The sequence below is a fragment of the Nocardioides pyridinolyticus genome (assembly GCF_054653575.1).
The window spans coordinates 45,269-69,578 of sequence record NZ_BAAIFY010000010.1 but is presented as its reverse complement, the minus strand read 5'-3'; the positions used below and the strand labels follow the sequence as shown (position 1 = coordinate 69,578).

At 72.1% G+C, this 24,310-nt stretch carries 16 protein-coding genes; 11 read left to right on the top strand and 5 right to left on the bottom strand.

Annotated elements, in window-relative coordinates:
• Positions 1-156: 156 nt before the first annotated feature.
• On the bottom strand, positions 157-5,670 hold the full coding sequence (locus tag ACYQ0U_RS10995) for a PKD domain-containing protein (protein WP_459972650.1): 5,514 nt from the start codon (positions 5,668-5,670) through the stop codon (positions 157-159).
• A gap of 184 nt (positions 5,671-5,854) precedes the next feature.
• Here ACYQ0U_RS10995 and ACYQ0U_RS10990 point away from each other — a divergent pair, with 184 nt between their 5' ends.
• The 9 genes from ACYQ0U_RS10990 (at position 5,855) to ACYQ0U_RS10950 (ending at position 18,614) form a co-directional block, all read left to right on the top strand.
• Positions 5,855-10,672 carry a PKD domain-containing protein gene (locus ACYQ0U_RS10990; RefSeq protein ID WP_459972648.1) on the top strand — a complete coding sequence of 1,606 codons (4,818 nt, stop codon included), beginning with the start codon at positions 5,855-5,857 and terminating at the stop codon, positions 10,670-10,672.
• Between the two features lie 112 nt (positions 10,673-10,784).
• On the top strand, positions 10,785-11,501 hold the full coding sequence (locus ACYQ0U_RS10985) for a DUF4956 domain-containing protein (RefSeq protein ID WP_459972646.1): 717 nt from the start codon (positions 10,785-10,787) through the stop codon (positions 11,499-11,501).
• Positions 11,498-12,343: a polyphosphate polymerase domain-containing protein gene (locus ACYQ0U_RS10980; protein ID WP_459972643.1), complete on the top strand. Its 846-nt coding sequence runs from the start codon at positions 11,498-11,500 to the stop codon at positions 12,341-12,343. The genes ACYQ0U_RS10985 and ACYQ0U_RS10980 overlap by 4 nt, the downstream gene beginning before the upstream one ends.
• Before the next feature lie 143 nt (positions 12,344-12,486).
• Positions 12,487-13,518: an LCP family protein gene (locus ACYQ0U_RS10975; protein ID WP_459972641.1), complete on the top strand. Its 1,032-nt coding sequence runs from the start codon at positions 12,487-12,489 to the stop codon at positions 13,516-13,518.
• A 66-nt stretch (positions 13,519-13,584) separates the two neighbouring features.
• A complete protein-coding gene (locus ACYQ0U_RS10970; protein WP_459972639.1) occupies positions 13,585-14,343 on the top strand; it encodes an ANTAR domain-containing protein in 759 nt (252 codons plus the stop codon).
• A 132-nt stretch (positions 14,344-14,475) separates the two neighbouring features.
• Complete coding sequence (locus tag ACYQ0U_RS10965) at positions 14,476-15,444, top strand: sensor histidine kinase (RefSeq protein WP_459972637.1); 969 nt, start codon at positions 14,476-14,478, stop codon at positions 15,442-15,444.
• A complete protein-coding gene (locus ACYQ0U_RS10960) occupies positions 15,423-16,112 on the top strand; it encodes a response regulator transcription factor (RefSeq protein ID WP_459972635.1) in 690 nt (229 codons plus the stop codon). The genes ACYQ0U_RS10965 and ACYQ0U_RS10960 overlap by 22 nt, the downstream gene beginning before the upstream one ends.
• A 119-nt stretch (positions 16,113-16,231) precedes the next feature.
• The gene (locus ACYQ0U_RS10955) at positions 16,232-17,686 is read left to right on the top strand and encodes a sugar transferase (protein WP_459972633.1); all 1,455 of its coding nucleotides are present in this window, start codon (positions 16,232-16,234) and stop codon (positions 17,684-17,686) included.
• Between the two features lie 241 nt (positions 17,687-17,927).
• Complete coding sequence (locus tag ACYQ0U_RS10950) at positions 17,928-18,614, top strand: AfsR/SARP family transcriptional regulator (RefSeq protein ID WP_459972630.1); 687 nt, start codon at positions 17,928-17,930, stop codon at positions 18,612-18,614.
• A gap of 20 nt (positions 18,615-18,634) precedes the next feature.
• Here ACYQ0U_RS10950 and ACYQ0U_RS10945 read toward each other — a convergent pair whose 3' ends face one another.
• Complete coding sequence (locus ACYQ0U_RS10945; protein WP_459972628.1) at positions 18,635-19,309, bottom strand: helix-turn-helix transcriptional regulator; 675 nt, start codon at positions 19,307-19,309, stop codon at positions 18,635-18,637.
• A gap of 504 nt (positions 19,310-19,813) precedes the next feature.
• Between ACYQ0U_RS10945 and ACYQ0U_RS10940 the strand changes: the two genes are divergently transcribed.
• Together ACYQ0U_RS10940 and ACYQ0U_RS10935 are read left to right on the top strand one after the other, a co-directional pair.
• Positions 19,814-21,289: a sensor histidine kinase gene (locus ACYQ0U_RS10940; RefSeq protein WP_459972626.1), complete on the top strand. Its 1,476-nt coding sequence runs from the start codon at positions 19,814-19,816 to the stop codon at positions 21,287-21,289.
• Complete coding sequence (locus ACYQ0U_RS10935) at positions 21,261-21,968, top strand: LuxR C-terminal-related transcriptional regulator (protein WP_459972623.1); 708 nt, start codon at positions 21,261-21,263, stop codon at positions 21,966-21,968. The genes ACYQ0U_RS10940 and ACYQ0U_RS10935 overlap by 29 nt, the downstream gene beginning before the upstream one ends.
• 195 nt (positions 21,969-22,163) lie before the next feature.
• Here the strand turns inward: ACYQ0U_RS10935 and ACYQ0U_RS10930 are convergent, their stop codons facing one another.
• The 3 genes from ACYQ0U_RS10930 to ACYQ0U_RS10920 are packed head-to-tail and all read right to left on the bottom strand — an operon-like array spanning position 22,164 to position 24,260.
• A complete protein-coding gene (locus ACYQ0U_RS10930; protein ID WP_459972621.1) occupies positions 22,164-22,943 on the bottom strand; it encodes a 3'(2'),5'-bisphosphate nucleotidase CysQ in 780 nt (259 codons plus the stop codon).
• A 22-nt stretch (positions 22,944-22,965) separates the two neighbouring features.
• Positions 22,966-23,604: an aminoacyl-tRNA hydrolase gene (gene pth / locus ACYQ0U_RS10925; protein WP_459972618.1), complete on the bottom strand. Its 639-nt coding sequence runs from the start codon at positions 23,602-23,604 to the stop codon at positions 22,966-22,968.
• Positions 23,601-24,260, bottom strand: a complete 660-nt coding sequence (locus ACYQ0U_RS10920; protein WP_459972616.1) for a 50S ribosomal protein L25/general stress protein Ctc — start codon at positions 24,258-24,260, stop codon at positions 23,601-23,603. Before ACYQ0U_RS10920 ends, pth begins: the two co-directional genes overlap by 4 nt.
• Positions 24,261-24,310: the final 50 nt, after the last annotated feature.

Below are 24,310 nucleotides of genomic sequence, written 5' to 3'. Positions count from 1 at the left end.
AACCGCCCGGACACTCCAAACGGCCCGGACTCTAGGACACTTCTGCCGGCGACGGAACCCCACGTTTGGGCACGCGTGGAACGGGTCGCATCGTCGCGGCACGGGAGAGGGGCCGTGGACACGTGGTCCACAGCCCCTCCCTGAGCACGGCCCGGCCTAGGTGACGGTCACCTCCCGGGTGACGGTGGTGCTGCGTCCCCAGTTGTCCGTCACCACGAGCGTGATCGTGTACGTCCCGGCCGCCGCGTAGGTCTTCGACGGGTTCGTGGACGTGCTCGTCGTGCCGTCGCCGAACGTCCACGAGCTGCCGCGGATGCCGCCGTCGGAGTCGGACGACGTCGCGTTCATCAGGCAGACGCGGCCACTGCAGCTGGGGGCGAACGTCGCCGTGGGCGGGTTGTTGCCCGCCGGCTCGACCTGCGTGGTCACGCTGGTCGTGACCGGCGCGCTCGCCCGGCCCCACTTGTCGACCACCCGCAGGGTGACGGTGTAGGTGCCCGCGACCGGGAACACGTGCGACTGGTTCACCGACGTGCCCGTCGTGTCCGGCGTGCCGTCACCCCAGCTCCACACGTAGTCGCGGATGCCGTCCCCGGCCGCCGTGTCGGGGTCGCTGCTGCCGGTCGCGCTCATCGAGCACGTGGTGAACGACGTGCAGGTGCCCGAGGCGATCACGGCGGTCGGCGCGTTGTTGCCGGCCGGCTCGGTGATGGTGACCTCCCGGGTCGCCGTGCCCGCCTTGCCCCACACGTCCGACGCCGTCAACGTGATCGTGTAGGTGCCCGGCGTGTTGTACGTGTGCGACGGGTTGGCCGAGGCCGCGTTCGTGCCCGTCGTGTCCGCGGTGCCGTCACCCCAGTTCCACGTGTACCGGATGGCGTCCCCCTGGGGATCCGACGTGCCAGTGCTGTTCATCTGGCAGACCGTGAACGAGGCACAGCTCGCGGTGAACGTCGCCGTCGGGGCGGTGTTGGTCGCGGGCTCCGAGAGCGTGACGTTCTGCGTCGTCGAGGCCGACTTGCCCCAGCCGTCCGCCGCGGTGAGCGTGATCGTGTAGGTGCCCGCTGCGGCGTACGTGTGGGCCTGGACGTTCGTCGACGTGGTCACCGTGTTCGGCGTCCCGTCGCCCCAGGCCCAGGTGTAGGTGATCGGGTCGTTGTTCGGATCGGTCGTCCCGGAGCTGGTGACCGAGCAGGTGAGCCCGGTGCAGCTGCGGGTGAACGTCGGGACCGGTGCCCCGTTGCCGGAGGGCTCCGTGATCGTCACGTTCTGAGTCACGGGTGCGCTGGTCACGTTCCACTCGTCGCGCACCGTCAACGTGACGGCGAAGGTTCCCGGAGCGGTCCAGGTCCTGGTCGGCAGGGCTCCGGTCCCGTTCGTCGTGGTGCCCGACCCGGCGAACGTCCACGTGTACACCAGCGAGCTGGTGTTCTCGTCGGTCGACCCGCGACCGTCGAAGGAGCACACGTTCTGGTTGCACGAGTAGGTGAAGCTGGCCGTCGGCGGGTTGTTCGACGGCTGCGACACCGTGACGCCGGTCGAGACCCGCTCCACCCCGATCTGGTTGTGGATGTCGACCGGGCGCACGCGCACCGTGTACGTGCCGGACGCGATGGCGGGTGTCGTGTAGGAGTAGTTCGAGCCGGCGCTGCCGGGGCTGTTGAGGAACGCGGTCCGGTAACTCGGCGTCGTGCTGGTGAAGGTGCCGGTCGAGCTCATCCACTGGCCTGCGGCGTTCACCACGCCCACCTGGACCTGCGCGATGCCCACGTCGCCGTTGGGCGCGTCCTCGGCGCGGCCGGTGACCACGATCTTGCCGTCCGTGAACGACGCGCCGGTCTGGGGCTGCCCCAGGGTGTCGGACAGCGCCGGCGGGTCGTCGTTCGGGTAGGCGGCGTAGTTCACCGCGGCCGCCGGGGAGGCGTCCTGCTGGCCGCTGGTGTCGAACACGATCATCGTGAACCGCCAGCTGCCGCCGGTCGGAAGCGTGAGGGTGCCCAGGGACCACGTCGTGCTGGTCCCGCCCGGCGTCCCGAGCGTGGCATCGCGCCAGGTGGCGGTGGCGCTCATGGTTCCGTTGGGCTGGAGGTAGCGGCCGGTGTCGCGCTCCTGGAGCAGCACCTGAACCTTGTCCACCCCGATGTCGTCGGTCGCCGTGCCCGCGAGGTTCACGACGAGCGACTCGTCGGTCGGTGCGGTGAACGGGAAGGTCGCGTCGGGCGGCAGGTCACCCGCGATCTGGGCGTTGATGGTGAGCGAGCCCCGGTTCGCGGTCGCCGTGGTCAGATTGTCGTCGTCGGTCGCCCGCACCGTGAACGTGTACGTGCCCGGCGAGAGGTTGAACGGTGTCGTCCAGCTCCAGTTGTAGCTGAAGCCGCTGATGTCGACCGGCGAGATCCGGCAGGTCCCGGCCGACACGTTGGTGCCCCAACTGCAGTCGTTGCTGAGGTTCTGCCCGGTCGAGGTGTTGCGCAGTGTGACCTCGACGTTCTTGAGTCCCTCGTCGTCGGTCGCCGTGCCCGAGAACGTCATCGGGCTGCCGGGCTGCACGGTGACCGGCGGGACGGTGAACGGCGGGGTCATCTCCACCGGCTGCGCGATCGCGACGGTGGGCGCGACGGCGTTGGAGTCGACCGTCCAGTCCCGGGTCGCGCTACGCAGGTCGGCCTGGCCCGCCGTGTCGACGGCGGTCGCGCTGCCACGCCACACGCCCTCGTGCGGCAGGGTGACCTCGTAGGACCAGGTCGCGTTGGTGGCGCCGATGACGTCGGGCTCTCCGCCGAAGGTGTTGAAGATGTCGTCCACCGTGCCGTCGTCCTGCAGGTAGCGCTGCTGCTCGTCACGGAACCAGTACGTGAGCCGGTTGACGCCGCGGTCGTCGTTCGCGGTGCCCGTCATCGTGAAGGTCGTGGACGTCTGCACGCCGCTGGGACCGGTGATCGACGTCGCCGGCGTCTGGTCGTCGGTGCTGAACGACTCGAACTTCTTGGTCGCCCGGGTCGAGTCACCCGTGCCACCCGTGGCGGCGGTGAACGCCTGCGCCGAGACGATCAGGTTGCGGTTGGTCGTGATCGTGGCCGGGATCGACCAGGTCCGGGTGGTGCCCGACCCGCCGAGCGTGGCGTTCAGCGTGTTGGCCGTGGCCCCGAACGTCGTGAACGCGGTGCCGTTGTCCTGGAGGTACTGGCCGCTTTCCCGGTCCTGGACCTGCACCTGGACACGGCCGACGGTGCCGGTCGCGACCCGCGCCGTGCCGGTAATGTCGAACGGCACGTTGTTGGCCACCACGCGGCCCTCGATGGGCGTCGTGATCGTGGTGTCGGGCAACGCCGGCGGGAAGGTCACGGTGTTGAAGTCGAAGAACGCGACGCGTCCGGTGTTCACCCCGCCCTTCCACATGCCGTCGCCGCCGACGAACAGCCCGCGGGGGGTGGCCTCCATCGCCTTGTCGCCCTCGAACGAGTTGGACCCTCCGGTCGGGTTCCACTCGAGCGACCGGCCGTCGACCGGGTTGAGGGCGGCGATGTGGTCGCGGCGCACCACCTGGTCGCCCAGCCCGTAGCCGGCCAGGCCCTGGCCGGTGCCGTAGCCGACGTTGTCGAGGCCCGGGTAGGGCTCGTCCGAGCTCGGGGACTCGATGAACTGGAAGTGCCCGCCGACGTAGACGGCGACCTCGGTGATCGCGACGGAGTAGATGCTGTCGAAGTGCCGCGCGATCCACAGCGGCTGGACGTCCGGATCCTCCAGCGACGCCGCGTCGAGCGGGTACGCGATCACGGTGTCGCTGATCGGCGGAGCGTCGCCTCCCGAGCCGCTGCTCACCACGAAGTAGGAGTCGTCGGGAGCGATGTCACCGCAGCAGATGCGCGTCACGCCACCGACCCGGGCCAGGTTCTCGTCCCAGAGCGTGCTGCGCCACGGCAGCAGCTGCTCGGTCGCGGTGTCGATGATGCCCATGCCCAACCGGTCCTGGCCGTCGATCTGCCGACCGGTGTGGATGACGAGCAGCTTGCTCAGGTCGTGGGTGAGCTTCAGCTGCGGGACCCCGAGCTGGCCGTTGACGCCGATGCCTCCCGAGAGGCTGTTGTCGAAGGACTGGTCGACGACGCCCGACGCGGCGTTGACCGCGGCGAGACCGGTGCGGAGCACGCCGTTGACGCGCGTGTACCGCCCGCCGACGTAGAGCGTGTCGTTGGTCGCGGCGAGCGACTGCACCTGGTTGTTGGTGTTGTTGGTGAAGCCGAACGTGCTCAGCGGCGCGCCGGTCGTGGGGTTGAGGCTCGCGACCTTCTGCTTGGTCACGCCGTTCACGGTGTTGAACGAGCCACCGACGAAGAGCTTGGTCCCGTCGGGACTGGCCTCCACCGCTGCGACGCCACCGTTGAACGACGGCCGGAAGTTGGTGTCGATGAGCCCGGTGGTCAGGTTGTAGCTCGCCAGACCGGCCTGGTTGATCGTGGTCGTGGGTGCCACCGTGTTGGCGAGCGAGGTGAAGCTGCCCGCGATGAAGACGCGGTTGAGCTGCGGGACGACCTCGATGTCCCAGATCTCGCCGTTGCTGATGCGCGGGGTGTTGGCACGCGGCCGGTCCGGCACCAGACGCGTGTGCCCCGGGACGCCGGCGCCGGGTGTGCTGACGACGGGGTTGGCCGTGCGCGTGGCCGGCGCGGACTCGAGGCCCTGGTTGTCGGTCACCCTCAGCGTGATCGTCTTGGCGCCCCCGGTCTCGTACGTGTGGGTCGTGCTGACCCCGGTGCCGGTCGTGCCGTCGCCGAAGTCCCAGGCGTAGGACGTGATGGTGCCGGGAGCCGTGTCGGACGAGCCCGAGGCGTCGACCGTGCAGGTCGCCGTCGGGCAGCTCACCGTGAACGACGCCACGGGGGCCACGTTGGGGTTCGCCGTCTGGTCGGCCTCGAGCACGACGGTCCACATGGTCGCCTTCACGGTGGACACGGCACTGGTGGCGGTCCGGCCAGGGCTGGCGCCCGCAGCCACCGGCGCGTTGGTGTCGGACGCCACCGCGGAGATGCGGCCCGCGCCGACACCGGACATGATGCTGCGCTGGGTCTGGCCCGCCGGGAGGGTCCAGCCGTTGGTCTCCTGGGCGAACTTGTCGACCCAGTAGGAGACGACGTAGGAGCCGGCGGTGGCGACGGTGGCGCCCGGGGTGGTGTGCGCCGCCTTGGCGGGGCTGACCTCGGCGGCCGAGGCGAAGGTGTCGATCGGGTCGTCGAGGGCGGTCCCGTCGTAGGCGAGCAGGTTCATCGTCGACTTCGTGGTGGCCGAGAACGTGACCGCGGCGTTGCGGCCGGCGTCGTTCGCGGTCGCCACTCGGGAGTAGAGGAAGGTCTCGGTGTCGGTGCTGGCCAGGCGCGAGCCGACGAGCGTCCAGCCGGCCGGCGGTGTCGTGACGGTGGCGTTGGTGTTGGCCGTCACGAAGAGCAGCATGCCGTCGGTCTCCCGCACCGACGCGGGGATCGTCACCCGTGCGGTCGTCTGGTTCCACGCCGCCTGCGCGCTCGCCCGGAACGTGATCGCGTCCGCCGCCTGCGCCGGGGTCGTCGAGGTCACCACCGCCGCGAGAGCCGTCAGCACCCCGACCGCGAAGGTGAGCAGGAGGGACACCATCGGGTGGCGTACTCGGGACAGGTCGTGGCGGAGCATGGTCATCGCAATTCCCCAAGGCAGTCGGTCGCGCCAGCATGCGCTAGCCACCGCGACAGTCCCATCCGGCCTCGGCGCGGCCGGGCGCACCGGCGGCAGTTCACCGAAATTGGTCAGCCCCCGCGGCGCCCGTTCCGAACCCGCCCTCGGTGCCCTCTGATGCTGTTCGAGGCACCTGAGGAGGTCCGCCATGCGCGCACGTCGATCACTGGTCCTCGGTCTCGTCCTCGCTGTCGTGGCAGGCGTCCTGGGGGCCCTGGGCGGCAGCGCCCCTGCCGACGCGCGGCTCGCGGCCGCCTCGGTGGCGCCGGCGCCCGCCCGGATGCCCGGCGACGTGCCGTCGAAGCGGACCCCGTGGATCCTCGACGGGCAGGTCTACAAGGTCGTCCAGGTGGGCGACACGATGGTCGCCGGCGGCTCGTTCACGACGGTCGCCGACCCGATGAACGGGCCGCAGCACGCCCGCCAGAACCTCGTCGCCTTCGACGCGACCACGGGGCTGGTCAGCCAGACCTTCCACCCCACCGTCGACGGGCCGGTGCAGCAGCTGCTGCCCGGACCGATCCCCGGCACGGTGTACGTCTCGGGCGACTTCACCAAGATCAACGGGCTGGGCCCCAACCACCTGCAGCTGCTCGACGTCACCACCGGCCAGGCCGTCTCGTCGTTCAAGGCGCCGAGTACGTCCGGCGGCATCCAGACGATGGAGCTGCTCCCGGGCGGCCGTCTCTTCATCGGCGGCTACTTCCGCAAGGTCGGGGGCGTCGACCACGGGCAGTTCGTCACGCTCAACGCCACCACCGGAGCGCTCGACCCCTTCATGGACCTGGTCGCGACCGGTCACCACAACAACACCGGCACCGGCGCGCAGGCGTCGATCGGCCCGCGCGAGGCCGCCCTCAGCCCGTCCGGCGACCGCATGGTCGTCGTCGGCAACTTCCGCACCGTCGGCGGCGTGACCCGGGACCAGATCGTCATGCTCGACCTGACCGGCCCGACCGCGACCGTGGCCGCCGACTGGTACACCACCGGCTACACGCCCCTCTGCTCCCCCAGCGCCTTCGACAGCTACATGCGCGACGTCGAGATGTCCCCGGACGGCTCCTACTTCGTCGTCGCCACCACGGGCGGCCCGCACAGCGGCACGCTCTGCGACACGGCCGCGCGCTTCGAGACCTACGCGGTCGGCACCACGTTGACGCCCACGTGGACCAACACCCCCGGCGGCGACACGCTGTGGGGCGTCGAGATCACCCGGTCGGCGGTCTACGTCGGAGGGCACAACCGCTGGATGAACAACCCCAGCGGGTCCGACCGGGCCGCCCAGGGCGCCGTGCCGCGGCCGGGGCTGGTCGCGCTCGACCCGCAGAGCGGCGTACCGCTGAAGTGGAACCCGGGGCGCAATCCCCGGGGCGAGGCGGCGTACGAGATCTACGAGACCGATGCCGGGGTCTGGGTCGTCAGCGACACCGACTGGATCGGCGACCGCCGCTACCAGCGGCCCCGCCTCGCGTTCTTCCCCTACAGCGAGGGCTACGACACCGCGTCGAAGATCACCGGGGCTCTGCCCGGCAACGTCTACGTCGGCGCACCGCTGGCCTCCAGCAGCGTGCTCTACCGGGTCAACGCCGGCGGCGCCGCGATCGCGGCGACGGACAACGGGCCGGACTGGGCGGTCGACACGAGCGCGGCACCCAGCCCGTACCACAACACCGGCAGCACCGTGGCGACGCAGACCGCGCTCACCGCCGCGAGCCTGGTCAACGTGCGCGCGTCGACGCCGCTGGGCATCTGGACCTCGGAGCGCAACGACCCCGTGGGCGGCACCGACCTGCAGTGGAGCTTCCCGGTCGCCGTCGGCACGCCCACCCAGGTCCGGCTCTACTTCGCGAGCAGGTCGACCTCGACGCGCCGGTTCAACGTGCTGGTGGACGGCGTGACGAAGCTGGCCAGCTACGACCCGAACGTCGACCCGGGCGTCAACCGCGGCACGATGAAGTCGTTCGACGTCGTCAGCGACGGCACCGTCAACATCGACTTCACGCGCATCACCGGCAACCCGCTGGTGAACGCGATCGAGATCGTCCACACCTCCAGGGGGCCGAACGCCAGCACCGCCAGCGTCGTGCACTTCACCGGCAGTGCCATCACCTCGCAGGGCGACGTCAGCACCGGCTCCTTCGACTGGAGCAACGTGCGCGGCGCCATGATGGTGGGCCGCACCCTCTTCTACGGCCAGACCGACGGCATGCTGTACCGGCGCTCCTTCGACGGCGAGCGGTTCGGCGACCCGGTCGCCGTCAACCCCTACCTCGACCCCCTTTGGAGCACGGTCCCGACCGGTAGCGGACCGGCGGGCCAGACGTACAACGGCGTCCTGCCCACGTGGTACGGGCAGCTGAGCTCCGTCACCGGCCTGTTCTACGCGAACGGTCGCGTCTACTACACCCGGAGCGGCCAGAGCTCCCTGTTCTGGCGCTGGTTCAGTCCCGACAGCGGGATCGTCGGCGGCATCGAGGGCACCGCGGCCGGCGGCAACATCGCGTGGGCCAGCACCCGCGGGATGTTCCTCGACGGGGGGACCCTGTACGTCGTCAGCTCCACCACCGGACAGCTGCTCAGGATCCCGTTCGCCAACGGCGCGCCCACCGGCACCTCGTCGGTCGCCGATGCCACGAGGGACTGGCGGGGGCGGGCGGTGTTCCTCGCCTCGGTGCTGCCGAACGTCGCCCCGTCGGCCGCCTTCACCCACGACTGCACCGGCACCTCCTGCCTCTTCGACGCGAGCGGTTCGGCGGACAGCGACGGCTCGATCACGTCGTACGAGTGGACGTTCAGCGACGGCGAGGAGGCCGGCGGCCCGAGTCCGCAGAAGGACTTCCTCGAGACCGGGACGTACGGCGTGACGCTCACCGTCACCGACGACGGCGGGCTGACGTCGTCCGTCACGCGGCAGGTCTCGGTCGTCAAGCCGAACGTGGCGCCCACGGCCGCCTTCGACGTGTCCTGCCAGTACACCGCGTGCGAGCTCGATGCCTCGGCGTCCGTGGACAGCGACGGCACGATCACCGACCACGCCTGGGACTTCGGAGACGGCGAGACCGGGTCGGGCAGCAGCGCGACCCACACGTACGCCGCACCGGGCACGTACACCGTCACCCTGGTCGTCACCGACGACGACGGCGCGACCGACGAGGCGTCCTCGACCGAGGTGGTCGTGGGCGAGCCCGCGACGAGCACGGTCTCCTACGTCGGAAGCGCCGTCGGCCAGGGCAACATCTCGACCCCCAACGTCACCGTCCCGACCACGGTCTCCGCGGGCGACCGCCTGCTGCTGGCCCTCAGCCTCAACTCGAGCGCACGGACGTGGTCGGACCCGGACGGCGTCACCGGCTGGACGGTGCTGCACACCACGACCTCCAACACCATGCAGACGCGCGTCTACACCAAGGTCGCAACCGCGGCGGACGCCGGCCGCAAGGTGACCGTGACGCTGGACGCCGCGGCGAAGTACACGATGACCGTGGCGGCGTACTCCGGCGTGCGGCCCGGCCTGCTCGTGCACGCCGACCTCGCCGAGACCGTCAACCGGGCCGGCCACGCGACCCCGTTCCTCGACGCGCCGGCGGGCGCCTGGGTCGTCTCCTCCTGGGCCGACAAGTCGTCGGCGACCACCGGCTTCACGCTGCCGGAGCGGGTGACGGGTCGCCAGGCGGCGTGCAGCACCGGCACCGGCCGCGTCTGCAGCGTGCTCGCGGACTCGGCGGGACCGGTGCCGACCGGCCGCTACGGCGGGCTCGTCGCCACCGCGGACGTGTCCAGCGGCACGGCCACGACGTGGGCGGTGGTGCTCCGCACGATCGACCCGAACCAGGCGCCCACCGCCTCGTTCACCTACACCTGCGACGGGACCGACTGCGACTTCGACGGCCGCGGCTCCGCCGACCCGGACGGCTCGCTGGTCTCGTGGGCCTGGGACTTCGGCGACGGCGCGACGGGCTCGGGAGCCACCGCGGGCCACGACTTCGCGACCTCCGGGACGCGCGAGGTCACGCTGACGGTGACCGACGACGAGGGAGCCGTGGATGCCGTGACCGTCCTGGTGCCCGTGGTGCGCCACAACGCCGCGCCGACCGCCGCGTTCACCGTCGCCTGCACCTACCTGGAGTGCACGGCCGACGCCGCCGGATCCGGCGACACCGACGGCAGCATCGTCTCCTACAGCTGGGACTTCGGCGACGGCGAGTCCGCCACCACGACCGAGCCCGGGGTGCACCACACCTACGGGACCGGCGGGACCCGCGTCGTCAGCCTGACCGTGACCGACAACGACGGTGGCGTGGGGACCACGACCCGGATCGCCGCACCCGCGGCCGCCCGGCCCATCGCCCTCGTGGGCAGCTCGGTCAACCAGGGCAACGTGTCCGCGCCGAACGCGCTGGTGCCGGCCGGGACCGCGGCGGGCGACCGGCTCGTGATGGTCCTGAGCCTCAACGACGCGAGCCGGACGATCAGCGAGGGCACCGGGGTGACCGGGTGGCAGCTCATCGACTCCGTCACGTCCGGCACGATGCAGACGAACACGTACACCAAGGTCGCGGGTGCGACCGACGCCGGCCGTGCGGCCCGGTTCTCGATGGACGCCGCCGCGAAGTACACGCTGACCATCGCGGCGTACTCCGGCGACATGCTGGCGCCGCAGATGGTGTCCGCCGGCGAGACCGTCTCTCGCAACGCCCACACCACGCCCACGATCGCCGCGGACGCGGGCGACTGGGCGATCTCCTACTGGGCGGACAAGTCCTCGGCCACCTCGGCGTACGCCCTGCCGGACGGCGTCACCCAGCGGCAGGCCACGTGCGCCCTCAACACCGGCCGGGTCTGCAGCGTGCTCGCCGACTCGGCGGCCGGCGTGCCCGCAGGTCCCTACGGCGGCCTGGTGGCCGTCGCCGACGCGCCGTCAGGAGCGGCGACCATGGCGACGATCCTCCTCCGCCAGGACGGGTGAGCCGCGCCGGTGAACCACAGGACCCGCGCGGTGAACGGAAGATGAACCAATTTGGTGACGGCACGGGACCCGGTGGCGCCTACGGTCGGACCGAGAGTTCGGAGGGGACCACATGCCACTGCACATCCTGCCGATCGTCTGTGACGTCGTGGCGATCACCATCGTCGCCGCGCTGTACTTCCACCGGCACCAGAGGCGTGACCTCGTGCTCGCGTACGTCGCCCTGAACATCGGGATCCTCAGCGTGACCGCGATGCTCACGAACGCCTCGGTGGGCGTGGGGCTCGGCCTCGGCCTGTTCGGCATCCTGTCGATCATCCGGCTGCGGTCGGACGCGATCACCCAGGAGGAGATCGCCTACTACTTCGTCGCGCTGGCACTGGGCCTCCTGGCCGGCGTCGCCGCCGGCCCCACCTACCTGCCGCCCGTGTTGATCGGGCTCCTCGTGCTCGTGATGTTCTGCGCCGACCACCCGCGGCTCCTGCCCCGGGCGCGGCGCCAGCTCCTCACGCTCGACGCCGCGATCCCGGACGAGGCGGCGCTGCGCGCCCATATCGAGACCCGGCTCGGGCTGGAGGTCCGCCACCTCATCGTGCAGGAACTCGACTTCGTGCGGGACCTGACGATCGTCGACCTCCGCTACCGGGTGCCCGCTCAGCCGCTCGCCCCGCCGGAGGTCCTCGCACCCACCGCGCCGTCCGTCCTCGAGCCCACCGAGCCGCTCCTCGTCGGGGAGGGGCTGATCAGGACCGCCGCCACGCGGAACGGCACCGGGCCGCACCGGTCCGGGCCCGACGGGACCGGACCGACGATCCTGCCGTCGTCGTGACCGCGGCATCCGCCGCGGCCGCGTTGGCCGAGGCCGTATCGCGCCTGCCTCCGGTCAGCCTCGAGGCCGTGCTGGCGACCGCCGAGCTCCAGACCCGGGTCGACCGCAAGTACGTCGTCCCGCTCGACCTGTTCGTGCGTGTGCTCGGCCAACTGGAGGGCGAGCTGTCGGCGCTCCAGATCGGCGACCTCCGCCTGTTCCGCTACGAGTCGGTCTACTTCGACACCCCCGAGCTGGCGACGTACCGCTTGCACGCGCACGGTCGTCGCCGGCGGATCAAGATCCGCACGCGCGCCTACCTGGACTCCGGCGAGTGCCTGCTCGAGTTCAAGCGGACCGGCGGCCGGGGTGAGACCGTCAAGGAGCGCCACCCCTACCGGTTGGCGGCGCGGCACGAGCTCGACGCGGACGCGTCCGCCCTGGCCCGCGAACGCCTCGGCGAGCTCGGCGTCACCACGCCCCTCACCGCCGTGCTGACCACGGCGTACCACCGGACGACGCTGGTGGACCGCGCCCGGGGCAGCCGGGTCACCTGCGACGTGAACCTGCGCTTCGAGGGACGGGACCGGACCGTCGGGCCGCTCGACGACTTCGTGCTCGTGGAGTCGAAGACCGTGGGAGCCGGGTCGCCCGTCGACCGCGCCCTGCGTCGCGCGGGCTCGCGGCCGGTGTCCCTCAGCAAGTACTGCGTGGGGATGGCCGTGCTCGACCCCGCCCTCCCCGCGAACCGTTGGAACCGGGAGCTGCGCCGCCACTTCGGGTGGGCGCCGGCCGGGGCGCGATGGCCGTCTCCAGCGGCACCCGCAGCCGTCGCGTCCCCGACCGGTCGGCCCCGAACCTAGCCCCGGCCTCCGCGCCGCTCCGTGCTCCGGCGGCGACCTCCCCAGTATTGGGGACCCGCCGTGGCATCTGCCGTCCGCACCGCACCCGGGGGCGATGGTCCTCGCCGGGGAGGAACGCCGGGAGGAACACGGACGGGGGATCCATGACGGTGCACCTGACGCGCGCCACCCGCCGCGCCCTGTGGGGGCTGGCGGTGTGCCTGACGCTCGTCGTCGTACTGCTCGCGAGCACGACGCTGTGGCTGCGCCACGAGCTGGGGGAGATCGACCGCCTCGAGGGCGTGTTCGACGCGCTCGGCGACCGTCCCGAGCGACCGTCCAGCGGGCCGGGCGCCGAAGCCCTGAACGTGCTGCTGCTCGGGACCGACCGGCGCTCGGACGTCGCGACGACGGGCGACGCCGCCGAGGCTGCTGCGTGGGTACCCGGTGCCCAGCGGTCGGACCTGATGATGCTGCTCCACATCGACGCCGACCGCGACGAGGTCACGGTGATCTCGCTGCCGCGCGACTCGTGGGTCGACGTGCCGGGGTACGGCATGTCGAAGATCAACGCGGCGTACTCCTACGGCGGTCCCGCGCTCGCCGTCCGGACCGTCGAACAGCTCACCGACGTGCACGTGGACCACCTCGCGGTGGTCGACTGGACCGGCTTCCGCGAGCTGACCGACGCGGTCGGCGGGATCACGGTCGACGTCCCGGAGACTGTCCACGACAGCGCTCGGGGCATCACCTGGGCCGCGGGCGAGCACCGCCTCGACGGGCAGCAGGCGCTCGACTACGTCGGACAGCGGTACGGCCTTCCCGGCGGCGACCTCGACCGGGTCCGGCGCCAGCAGGTGGTCTTCGCCCACCTGGCCGCGGAGTCGCTGGACCAGCGCAGCAGCCCGCGACTGGTGGTCGAGTTCATCGACCTCCTCGCCCGCCACGTCTCGGTCGACGACCGGTGGAGCTCGAGCGAGATGGCCTCGCTCGGCTGGTCGCTTCGCCACGTCGGTCGCAACGACGTGCACCACCTGACGGTCCCCGTCGCCGGGCTCGGGTGGGAGGAGACGCAGAGCGTCGTGCGGCTCGACCTGCGCGCCGGCGCGGACCTGTGGGCCGCCGTCCGGCTGGACCGTCTCGACGAGTGGACGGACCGCCGGTCGGCCGGCGCGGCGCCGCAGGTCGTCCGCTGAGAATGTTCTTTCTCCCGCGTCGCTTCCCTGCGTGTGCAAGAGTTTCCGGCGGATGCCAATCCGGGGATGGGTGACGTGATCGAACAACGACCCGTCGGCGCTGGGGGACCGGGGGAGCCGTCCCAGGAGCTGCACGACGCGCTGGGCGAGGTTCTGACGGGCCTCGCGGACGCGGCGAGCCTCGCCGAGGCCTCCTCCCACCTGAGCGTCTTCGGCGTACGACACCTCGGCGCCGATGCCGCCGGACTGGTGCGGCAGGGACGTCGAGCCGGGCTCCAGCTGCTCGCCGCCACCGACCCGGTCGTGTCCCGCCTGGAGTCCGCACGCGCCGCTGGCGCCCTCGCCAGCCGGACGACCCCCCTCGTCCCGGGCGAGGTCCTGCTGCTGCGCGGCCTCGGCGCCGACCCCGGGGCGCCGGCGTGGCACGCCGTCGCCGCTCGGCTGGGCTTCCGGTCGGCGCTCGTGCTCGGACTTCCGGCGCTCAGCGGTGGCGCCGCGGCTCTCGCGCTGTACGCCCACGGGGCCGACGCATTCGCGACGCATCCCCTCCCGGCGGCCACCTGGGTCGTGGGCCTGGCGGGATGGGCGCTGCACGAGGTCGAGCGTCGGCTCAACCTCGAGGAGGCGCTGCGCACCCGAGGCATCATCGGCCAGGCGCAGGGCGTGCTGATGGAGCGCTACGGGCTCACCAGCGACCGGGCGATGGCCTTCCTGCGCCGTCAGTCCCAGGACACCCAGCTGCCCATCCGCGACCTCGCGACCGAGGTGGTGCGGCAGCGTGAGGCGGAGTCCCACGCGGCCGAGGTCGACCTGCCCGACCGCTGAGGCGATCCGAGCAGTTGCGGAATCGGTTGACCTGACGAATCCCCACCGGCGGTTTGACGATCATTTGACGGAAATTTGGCGCAGATGTGGGTTGATGGCGCCTCAGCGCCAGGCAGCAGAAGGGGGCCCACGATGCGACTCGCCGCCACCGGGACGACCGGCCGACCTCTCCCCGGAGGCCGGCCCCCCAGGCTGTCCGACGACGTCGTCCGGCGGGTCCGATGGCGACTGCTCGGCTCGCTCGGACTGGCGGCGCTCGCCGCCGCGCTCACCGGCGACGTCCTCGCCCTGGTCGCCGACAGGTCGCACCCCGACCCCGTGACGTGCCTGCTCGCCCAGCTGCCCGTGCTCGCCGTCGTGGCGATGGAGTGCTGCTGGAAGGGACGCAGCCACCCGACACCGCTCGGCTCCCTCGTCGAGCTGGGGGCGCGGGCGGAGCGCGCCGAGGAGGCCCTCGTCCGGGAGCACGAGCGGATGCACGAGATGCGCGCCACCCTCGCCGGGGTCTCGGCGTCGCACCGGGTCCTGCGCGACCCGTGCAGTCAGCTCAGCCCCCACCGCAGGCGCCACCTGGAGCGCCTGCACGACGCGGAGATGGGACGACTGGCGCGCCTGCTTGCCGGCCAACCACAGCCGGCCGGCCCGGTGGACCTGGATGCCGAGCTCGCTCCCCTGGCGGAGGCCTCAGCACTGCTCGGCTCCCCGGTCGCGTGGTCCCCGTCGGGATGCCTGGTGCACGGCCGTCCGGACAGCGTCGCCGAGGCGCTGCACGTGCTGCTCGAGAACGCCCGGCGTCATGCGGCCGGCCAGGACGTCGAGGTGACGGTCGTCGGGCGCGGGGACGAGGTCGAGGTGCGTGTCACGGACCACGGGCCCGGAGTCGACGCCGACGTCCTGCCGCGGCTCTTCCAGCGGCGGGCGCGCGGAGCGCAATCGCCGGGGGACGGCCTGGGTCTCAGCATCGCCCAGCGCCTCGCCCGGGAGATGGGCGGCCGTCTGGGGCTGGAGTCCCACCTGCCCGGCGGGCACGGGGCGACCTTCGTCCTGACGCTGCCGGTCGCGAGTTCGGGGCCGCAGGAATGCCTCGCGGCGTCGGGCTGACCCGGGTCACGATCGTCGAGGACCACGACCTCTTCGCCGAGGCGCTGGACCTGGCGATCACGCTCCAGGGCCACCAGGTGCAGCGGGTCTCGGCGCTGGGGCCCGGAACGACCCATGTCACCCTCCTCCAGGCCGTGCTCCGGCAGCGGCCCGAGGTCGTGCTGCTCGACCTCGACCTGGGACCGGCGGCCGACGGGGGTCAGCTCGTCCGGCCCCTCACCGAGGAGGGCGTCCCGGTCGTCGTCCTGTCGGCGACCCGGGATCCGTCCCGGCTCGGCCAGTGCCTCGCGGAAGGGGCACGCGCCGTGGTGCCCAAGTGGGCCGAGCTCAACTCGATCATCGGCGGCATCCGCTGCGTGGTGGCCGGCCTGCCGGCCATGGACCGCGGCGAGCGCGAGCGCCTGCTCGCCAGCTACGCCGAGGAGCACCGGCGGATCCGCGAGACGCGCGCCGCGCTCGCCTCGCTGAGCCGGCGAGAGGGCGAGGTTCTCGGCCGGCTGATGGACGGCGTGCCCGTCAGCGACATCGCGCGCTCGTCGTACGTCTCCGAGGCGACGGTCCGCACCCAGGTGAAGTCGATCCGCGCCAAGCTGGGGGTGACCTCCCAGCTCGCGGCAGTGGGTGCTGCCCGACGCGCCCGCTGGCAGCCACCGCCACGGGGTGAGTGACCGAGTCCCCCATTTGGTCGATGTTCCCCCGGCGGACCGCCACCGGGTGCGCGGTGTTCCTAGGTTGAGCCCACTTCCCGTGGCCGAGCCGGCCGCGCTCGACGAGAGGGGTGGGCGCCGTGGTCGCGACCGCACCGTCACCCGCCATCGAGTGGCCGACCCGACCGGACGCGGCGAGCGTCCCACCGGTCACGGCTCCGCTGGACCCGCCCGGGACCTCCCGGAGGAGGCACGGAGCTGACGCGGCCGCGGCGCCCGGGCTGCGTACGGCGGCGACGCACCTGGCCGACCTGGCCGCCGCCGCGGTCGCGGCCTCGGTGCTGAACCCGGTGGCCGGGCCCGCCGACCCGCTCCTCGTGGTCGCGGCCGTCGTGCTGCTGGCCTGCGCCTTCTCCCGGGGCTCCGCCCCGGCGCTCCCCTGCGCCGAGCTCCTCCGGCGTGCCGTCGCAGCGGGCCTGGTCCTGGTGTTCCTCGCCGTCACGATGTCCGGGCTGGCCGGGCTCGACGTCGGTCCGATCCGGCTGGTCGCGTTCGCCTCGGTGACGAGCGCGACGGCGTTCGCCCTGCGTGCCCTGACGAGCCAGCGCCCACGGGCGCTGCGGGTCGTGGTGGCGGGCCACCGGCACGGCGTGGAGCAGATGCTCGGCGAGCTGCGCGATGCCGGCTCGCCCGTCGTCGTGGTGGCGGTGTGCCTGACCGGGCACCCGCGTCTCAAGGCCTTCGACGCACCCGTGGCGGGCGGTCTGGACGCCCTGCCGGACTGCGTCCTGGCCCACGACGCCGACGCCGTCATCGTGGTGCCCTGCCGCCAGGTCGACCCGGCGCAGCTGCGCCGGCTCGGGTGGCAGCTCGAGCGCACCGGGACGCCGCTCTTCGTCGGCACCGGGCTCCGCGAGCTCGGTCCGGGCCGGGCCCGCCTCGGTCAAGCCGGGTCGCTGCCGCTGATCCACGTGCGGCCCGCCCAGCTCCACGGCGCGCGACGCATCGCTAAGGCCGTGTGGGAGCGCACCGCGGCGGCCGCGGCGCTCGTGGTCCTCGCTCCACTGCTCGTGACGATCGCCGTCGTCGTGAGGCTGGACTCCGACGGGCCCGCGCTGTTCCGCCAGGAGCGGGTCGGGCGCGACGGGACCCGGTTCACGATGCTGAAGTTCCGCACGATGTGCACCGACGCCGAGGACCGGCTGGCCGCGCTCGCCGCGGCCCAGACCTCCGGGCACGTCCTGTTCAAGCTGCGCGACGATCCCCGCATCACGCGGTTCGGCCGGGTGCTGCGCCGCTACTCGCTGGACGAGGTCCCGCAGCTGATCAACGTCCTCCGCGGCGAGATGGCGCTCGTCGGGCCGCGCCCACCGCTGCCGAGCGAGGTCGCGCAGTACGACACCGACACCCACCGTCGCCTGGCGGTGACGCCGGGTCTCACCGGGCTCTGGCAGGTGAGCGGTCGCTCGGACCTGAGCTGGGAGCAGTCGGTACGGCTCGACCTCCGCTACGTGGAGAACTGGTCCATCGGCATGGACATCGCCATCATCGCGCGGACCGCGGGCGCGGTCCTGCGCCACCGCGGGGCCTACTGACGCACGCGCCGGGGGACGACGGGCCGCGAGAGGTACTAGGACCTTCGGGCAGATAGGACCTGTACCACAATCACCCGGAAGAGGGGTTCATGACCTCCTCGACCAGGGAGTACGACTGGAGGAGCGGTCGGAGAGGTGCTGCGCTCGGGGAACACAGGGAGTAGCACTCATGGATAGGTATGAGACTTTCCGCATCTGCGTGCTCGGTGGTTTGAGCGTCCTGCGGTCCGATGGCACGCCGGTGCCCATCGATGAGCTGCGCACAGGCAAGACCATGGACCTCCTGCGGTTGCTGGCCCTCGAGAACGGGCGGCCCGTACGCCCCGAGGGCCTGATCGAGAAGCTCTGGCCCAAGGCGCCGCTGGAACGGGCTCGCGGCAGCCTGCGGACCGCGAGCTGCCAGATCCGCCGCGCCGTCGGGACCAACTGCGTCGTCCGACATCCCGACGGACTGGTCCTGAAGGGCGCCTGGGTCGACGTCGTGGAGTTCCTGGCCGCGGCGCGGCGCGTCTCGCTCGCCGCGCGGACCGGGCGCCACTCCCAGGTGCTCGCGATCACCCGTTCGACCGAGACGCTCTACGCCGGCGACTTCCGGGCGCACAGCGACGACGCGACGTGGGCCGTGGCGACGCGCCAGCACGTCGCGCTGGTCCGGCACGAGATGCTGTGCGAGGCCGCGGCGAGCGCTCTGGCCGCCCGACAGGCCCGCGAGGCGGCCGACTTCGCCGGGCGGGCCGTGCGCATCGACTGGGCGTCCGAACGGGCCCACCGCCTGCTGATGGCGGCGCACGCCGAGCTCGGCGAGGTCGCGACGGCGCTCCGCCTCTTCGAGACCCATCGGGCGCAGCTGGCCGACGAGCTGGGCGCGGATCCCTCGCGCGAGACGCAGGACCTGCACCTGAGGCTGCTGCGCGGCAACATCGCCTGAGACGCCGGCCGCGGCGGCGGCTAGCAGCTGCCTCCGTCGCGGTCCGGGTCTCTGCTCGCCAGCTCGTACTCGGCGACCGCGGCCAGCTGCGTCTTCACCCCGAGCTTCTGCAGGACCGAGCGCACGTGGCTGCGGACCGTCGACTCGCTGACGTCGAGCACCGCGGCGATCTGCTGGACCGACTCGCCGGCGTGCATCAGCCCCAGGACCGCGACCTCGCGGGTACTCAGTGACCGCACCCGCCGCACCGCCGCGAGACGGTTCTGCTCGACGACGTGCCAGGCTCGCACGAGGTCGGCGACCTCGGCTTCGCCCATCAGGGGCTCACCGGCTAGCAGCCGGTCGATCGTCCGTCCGACCTCCTCGAGGGTGGCCGAGTTGCGCAGCACCGCGGCTGCCCCGGCCTCGAGCATCGCGCCCCACAACGGCCCCGGGACCGCTCCCGTCAGGACGAGCCACGGGACGCGCGTGGCACGCACGCGCCGCTGCGCCTCGGCGAGGCGCGCGGGCGGCCGGAGGTCGCTCAACATCAGCCCCACATCGACCGGGTCGGCCGAGCGCGGTCGCGGCGGCTTCGGCTCGACGAGCCACGGGAGCCGCGAGACGCGAAGGCCCGACGCGACCAGGGCCGCGGTGACCGTGTCGGCGATCAGGCACTGCTCCGCCGTGACGACGACATGGGACTGGAGGGACATGTGCCGAGCCTCTCTTCCGACGCCCACGGCCAGCGTCCACGGCGCTCCCCGTACTGCCTGCCCCGCCATCCTGTGCGGAAGGAGCACGGTGTCGTCCCCTGAAACCCCAGACCCCCTGAAATTGGGGACTCCGGGACCGAACCGACGACGTTCGGCACCGCGTCGGTCATCGTGATCGTGTCGCCGGCTCCGGCGGTCACGGTGCGACTCGACGCGAGGGCTGTGCCCACCCCGGTGCCGCCTCGCGCCTGCCCCCATCAGGTGCTGTCGAGGCTCCCGGACGCCGGGACCGCTGGAGTCCGGTGACGCCACGTCCGTCCGCGGTTCCACCGCCCTCACCAATTTGGGGTATCGGGTTTCGAAGCTCCGCGAAGCCTTCGGAGCCGACCCCTACGGTCGCGCAATGAACGATCCGCCGGGGTCGTGCGGACGGGGTGCCGCTCGATCGCGGAGTCAGACGAGGCGGCTCAAGATCCAGGGCTCGCCAACCGGGGGTGAGACGTGATGAGCCAGTGGACCCAGGAGCTGCGGCATCCGGACGGTGCATGGGGCTGGGGCGCTGCCGCGGCCGCACTGGCCGTGGTGGTCGTCCCGCAGCTCGTCGTGCAGGCGATCGTGCCGGAGGCGCGCAGTGCACCCTCCGCGGCCGCAGCCGCCGGCCTGGTGCTGCACAGCGCTGCCGTCGTGAGCGGGATCTTCCTGTATCTGCACCACCGGTTGACCAGGTCCGACAGCACCGCCTGGCTCGCAGCCGGCCTGATCCTCGTCGGGGGATTCGGCCTCACGGCCACCGGCCTCGACGCGGTGACCTCGGCCGACCGGCCGATCACGGCTCCCCTGGTCGTCACGGACGTCGTCGTCCTGGCCCTCCTGGGGATGGTGCGGATCTGCGAGCGGGTCCCCCTGACGGTCGACCCCGCAGCCGTCGGGTTCGTGCTGGCGTTCGTCGCGTCGGGGGTGGCGATCGCGATCTCGAGGTCGGCGGGCGAGCACACGCTCGCCCACTCGGCCACGGCCCTGCTCACGCTCCCGCTCGTCGTGGCGGGCGTCGTCGTCGCCGTCGAGGTCGAGCGCCTCGCCACGCTGCCCGCCTGGGCCACGAACCGGTTCGCGGCCGCCATCGTGGCGCTGTTCCTGGGTCGCGCCTGCCTGCTGACGGCCGGCCCTGCGCAGGTCCAGGTGCACCTGGCGAGCATCGCGCTCACGACCGTTGCTGCCGCACTGCTTCTCGGCACCTCGCTCGCCACGCTCCGCCTGGCGATCAACGACGACCGGACCGCGATCACGGTGCTCCAGGACCAGCTCGCGAGCACGACCGCACACGCCGAGGCCGACCGCGAGCGGCTGCACGAGATCCGCGGGACGATCGCCGGGATCGCCTCGGCGTCCCGGCTGATCCACCACGTGCCGCCGCTGCCGGGACCGAGCCGCGAGATGCTCGAGGAGATGCTCGAGCGCGAGTCGTGCCGGCTCCAGCGGCTGATGGAAGGAACCGCGCTGAGCGCTCCGCGTCTCGTGCCGGTCGACGACGTCCTCCGTCCCCTGCTCGTGGCGCGGCGCGCGCAAGGCCAGAGCGTCACCTCGCAGGCGAGTGGGTTGGTCGCCTGGGCGCGCGAGGACGACCTCGCCGAGACCCTCAACATCCTGCTGGACAACACCGCTCGGCACGCCCCGGGAGCGACCGTGGCGGTCTTCGCCCGGGAGGCCGAGGGGCACATCGAGGTCGTGGTGGCCGACTCCGGGCCGGGCGTGCCACCGGACTGCAACGGATCGCTGTTCCTGCGCGGGGCTCGCGGGGAGGACTCGACCGGTCAGGGGCTCGGCCTGCACGTCGCTCGCCGGTTGATGCTCCGCAGCGGTGGCTACCTCCGTCACGACCCGTCCTGGAAGCAGGGTGCCGCCTTCGTCGTGGGCATCCGGAACGTCTCCCCTCTCCCCGAAGGTCGTCGCGATGACGCAGCCCGCAGCGTCGCGCAGTAGGGTCCGGATCCTCCTGATCGAGGATCACCCGTTGTTCGCCGAGTCCCTCGACCTCGCCCTCACGATGGAGGGGTACGACGTGCGCCGCTTCCCGGTGCCGGTCAAGCCCAGCTCGACCGCGGCGGTCGTCACGGCGGCCGTCCGGCTGCGCCCGCGCATCGTGCTCCTCGACCTCGACCTCGGCGGCTTCGGCGACGGCGCCGACCTGATCAACCCGCTCGCCCGGACCGGGGCGAACGTGGTCGTGGTCACCGCGTCCACCGACCAGGGCCGCTGGGGCGAGTGCATCCGGCACGGCGCCCGCAAGGTGATCGCCAAGACGCAGCCCCTGAACGAGGTGATGTCGGTCGTCCGCCGGATCTACCAGGGCCTCCCGGTGATGGATCACGAGGAGCGCGAGGAGCTGCTCCGGACGTGGCACGCGCAGCGCAGTGCCCAGCAGCTGGTCCGACGGCGGCTGGGCCACCTCACGACCCGTGAGCGCGAGGTGCTCGGGCAGCTCATGCAGGGCAACCAGGTGCGCGACATCGCCCGGAGCCGATTCGTCTCCGAGGCGACGGTGCGGACACAGGTGAAGTCGATCCTCGCCAAGCTCGAGGTCAGCTCACAGCTCGCCGCCGTCGGGGTCGCCCGCAGCGTCGGTTGGCAGCCGCCGGCGCCCGACCAGGACCCGTCCTAGACCTGGCCTCTGCCTCACGGGCCGGTACCCACGGTCGAAACGGATGTGGAACCGGCGTCCGGACATCCGTTTCGTCCGTGGGTACGCCGACGCACCACTCCCGGCTGCGTCGGGGCCGTCGAGACACCAGAAACGGCCCCGGATCGGGCGGATCCGGGGCCGTTCAGGGTGTCTCGACGCAAGCTCAGGCCGGGCTCACTCGTAGCCGTGCTCCTTGATCCAGGCCACGATCCGCTCGGCCAGCTCGGGCCGACAGACGATGAGGTCCGGGAGGTAGACGTCCTCCTGGTTGTACTGCAGCGGCGTGCCGTCGATGCGCGAGGTGAACAGCCCGGCCGCGCGGGCGACCGCGACCGGGGCGGCCGAGTCCCACTCGTACTGGCCGCCCGCGTGGACGTAGGCGTCGGTGACGTCGCGGGCCACCGAGATGACCTTCACGCCGGCCGAGCCCATCGCGACCAGCTCGGCGTCGAGCTCCTCGGCCAGGCCGTGGACGAACTCCGGCGGACGGCTGCGCGACACCGCGATCCGCGGGCGCTGCGAGGTCGAGGGCGGTACGACGGGCGGCGTCCCGGTGTTGAAGGTCTCGCCGAGCGCGGGCTGGGCGACGGCACCGGCGACCAGGTCGCCGTCCTGCCACAGCGCGACGTGCACAGCCCAGTCGTCGCGGGGCACCTCGGAGAACTCGCGGGTGCCGTCGAGCGGGTCGACGATCCAGACCCGGTCGTTCTCCAGGCGCGCCTTGTCGTCCTTGCCCTCCTCCGACAGCACGCTGTCGCCGGGACGGTGCTGGGCCAGCAGCTCCATGAGCAGCTCGTGCGCTGCGCGGTCGCCGGCGTCCTTGAGCTCGCGACCCTCGAGACCCTCACCCCGGACCTCCAGCAGCCGCTCGCCGGCGACGGTCGCGAGCCAGGCGGCGAGCGCGTGGTCGTCGGTGGCGGCTGCGGCGGGCGGGGTTCCGGGTTCGAACGTCATGCGGGGCACCCTACTTCCGGGGTCAGGAGTTGTAGCTCTGCTGGGTGCGCTCCAGGCCCTCGGTCACCAGCGACTCGACGGCGTCGGCGGCCTTGTCGACCTGGAACGGCAGGATCTTCTTCTCGGACGAGGAGTAGTTGGACAGCACGAAGTCCGCGACGTCCTGGCGCCCGGGCGGCCGGCCGATCCCGACCCGCACCCGGTGGAAGTCGCCGGTGCCCAGCGAGGAGCGCATCGAGCGCAGCCCGTTGTGGCCGTTGTCGCCGCCGCCGAGCTTGACCCGCATCGTGTCGAACGGGATGTCCAGCTCGTCATGCACCGCGACCACGCGCTCGGGCGGCACCTTGTAGAACGTCGCGAGCTGCTTGACCGGCCCACCCGACTCGTTCATGTAGCAGCGCGCCTTCATCAGCACGACCCGCGGCCCCGGCGTACCGGGCGCCCCGAGCCGGCCCTCGACGATCTCGGCCCGGCCGGACTTGTGGGCGCGGAACGGCGCACCCATGCGCTGGGCCAGCTCGTCGACGACGAGGTAGCCCACGTTGTGCCGGTGGCCGGCATAGGAAGGGCCGGGATTCCCCAGCCCGACCACCAGCCACACGGGGGTGTTGGAGTCGGCCACGGAGTCCCGGCCCTTTCTCTTGAACAGGTGGAGGGTCACTCCTCCGACGCGGCCTCGCCCTCGGCCGGGGCCTCGTCGACGTCGTTGTCGGACTCGTCGCGCTCGATGCCGGCCTCGGCCTCGGCCTCCTCCAGCTCGGCCTCCAGTGCCTCCTGCGACTGCTGCTCGGTGATGTTCACGACCAGCGCCTCGGGGTCGAGGAGCAGGGTGCTGCCCGACGGGAGCTTCAGGTCGGAGGCGTGGATCTGGGTGCCGGCCTCGGCGCCCTCGATGACGACCTCGATGAACTCGGGGATGTGGGTCGCCTCGGCCTCGATCTGGACCGTGGCGTTCTCGGTGACGACCAGGGTCTCCTTGGCGGCCTCGCCGACCAGGTGGACGGGGACGTCGACGGTGACCTTCTCGCCCTTGACGACGGCGACGAAGTCGATGTGCTCGAGGACGCGGCGGATCGGGTCGACCTGGACCTGCTTGGTCAGGGCGAGCTGGCTCTTGCCGTCGATGTCGAGCTCGAGCAGGGCGTTGGCGCCGCCGTGCTTGAGGGCCATCATCGTGTCGTGGCCCGGCAGGGTCACGTGGATCGGCTCGTTCCCGTGGCCGTAGATGACGGCGGGAACCTTGTGCTCACGGCGGATCCGGCGAGCGGCGCCCTTGCCGAACTCCGTGCGGGACTCGGCCTTGATCTTCTCGGACATGCGAACTGCTCCTCGTACGTGCTGGCTGCTTCTTCGTCTCGGGGCCTCGG

Excerpts from the sequence above, each read along its gene's own strand:
- ACYQ0U_RS10970 (WP_459972639.1), top strand. The coding sequence starts at position 13,585 with ATGGGTGACGTGATCGAACAACGACCCGTCGGCGCTGGGGGACCGGGG.
- ACYQ0U_RS10960 (WP_459972635.1), top strand. The coding sequence starts at position 15,423 with ATGCCTCGCGGCGTCGGGCTGACCCGGGTCACGATCGTCGAGGACCAC.
- ACYQ0U_RS10985 (WP_459972646.1), top strand. The coding sequence starts at position 10,785 with ATGCCACTGCACATCCTGCCGATCGTCTGTGACGTCGTGGCGATCACC.
- ACYQ0U_RS10930 (WP_459972621.1), bottom strand. The coding sequence starts at position 22,943 with ATGACGTTCGAACCCGGAACCCCGCCCGCCGCAGCCGCCACCGACGAC.
- ACYQ0U_RS10945 (WP_459972628.1), bottom strand. The coding sequence starts at position 19,309 with ATGTCCCTCCAGTCCCATGTCGTCGTCACGGCGGAGCAGTGCCTGATC.
- ACYQ0U_RS10935 (WP_459972623.1), top strand. The coding sequence starts at position 21,261 with ATGACGCAGCCCGCAGCGTCGCGCAGTAGGGTCCGGATCCTCCTGATC.
- ACYQ0U_RS10920 (WP_459972616.1), bottom strand. The coding sequence starts at position 24,260 with ATGTCCGAGAAGATCAAGGCCGAGTCCCGCACGGAGTTCGGCAAGGGC.
- ACYQ0U_RS10965 (WP_459972637.1), top strand. The coding sequence starts at position 14,476 with ATGCGACTCGCCGCCACCGGGACGACCGGCCGACCTCTCCCCGGAGGC.
- ACYQ0U_RS10975 (WP_459972641.1), top strand. The coding sequence starts at position 12,487 with ATGACGGTGCACCTGACGCGCGCCACCCGCCGCGCCCTGTGGGGGCTG.
- ACYQ0U_RS10990 (WP_459972648.1), top strand. The coding sequence starts at position 5,855 with ATGCGCGCACGTCGATCACTGGTCCTCGGTCTCGTCCTCGCTGTCGTG.
- ACYQ0U_RS10940 (WP_459972626.1), top strand. The coding sequence starts at position 19,814 with ATGAGCCAGTGGACCCAGGAGCTGCGGCATCCGGACGGTGCATGGGGC.
- ACYQ0U_RS10995 (WP_459972650.1), bottom strand. The coding sequence starts at position 5,670 with ATGACCATGCTCCGCCACGACCTGTCCCGAGTACGCCACCCGATGGTG.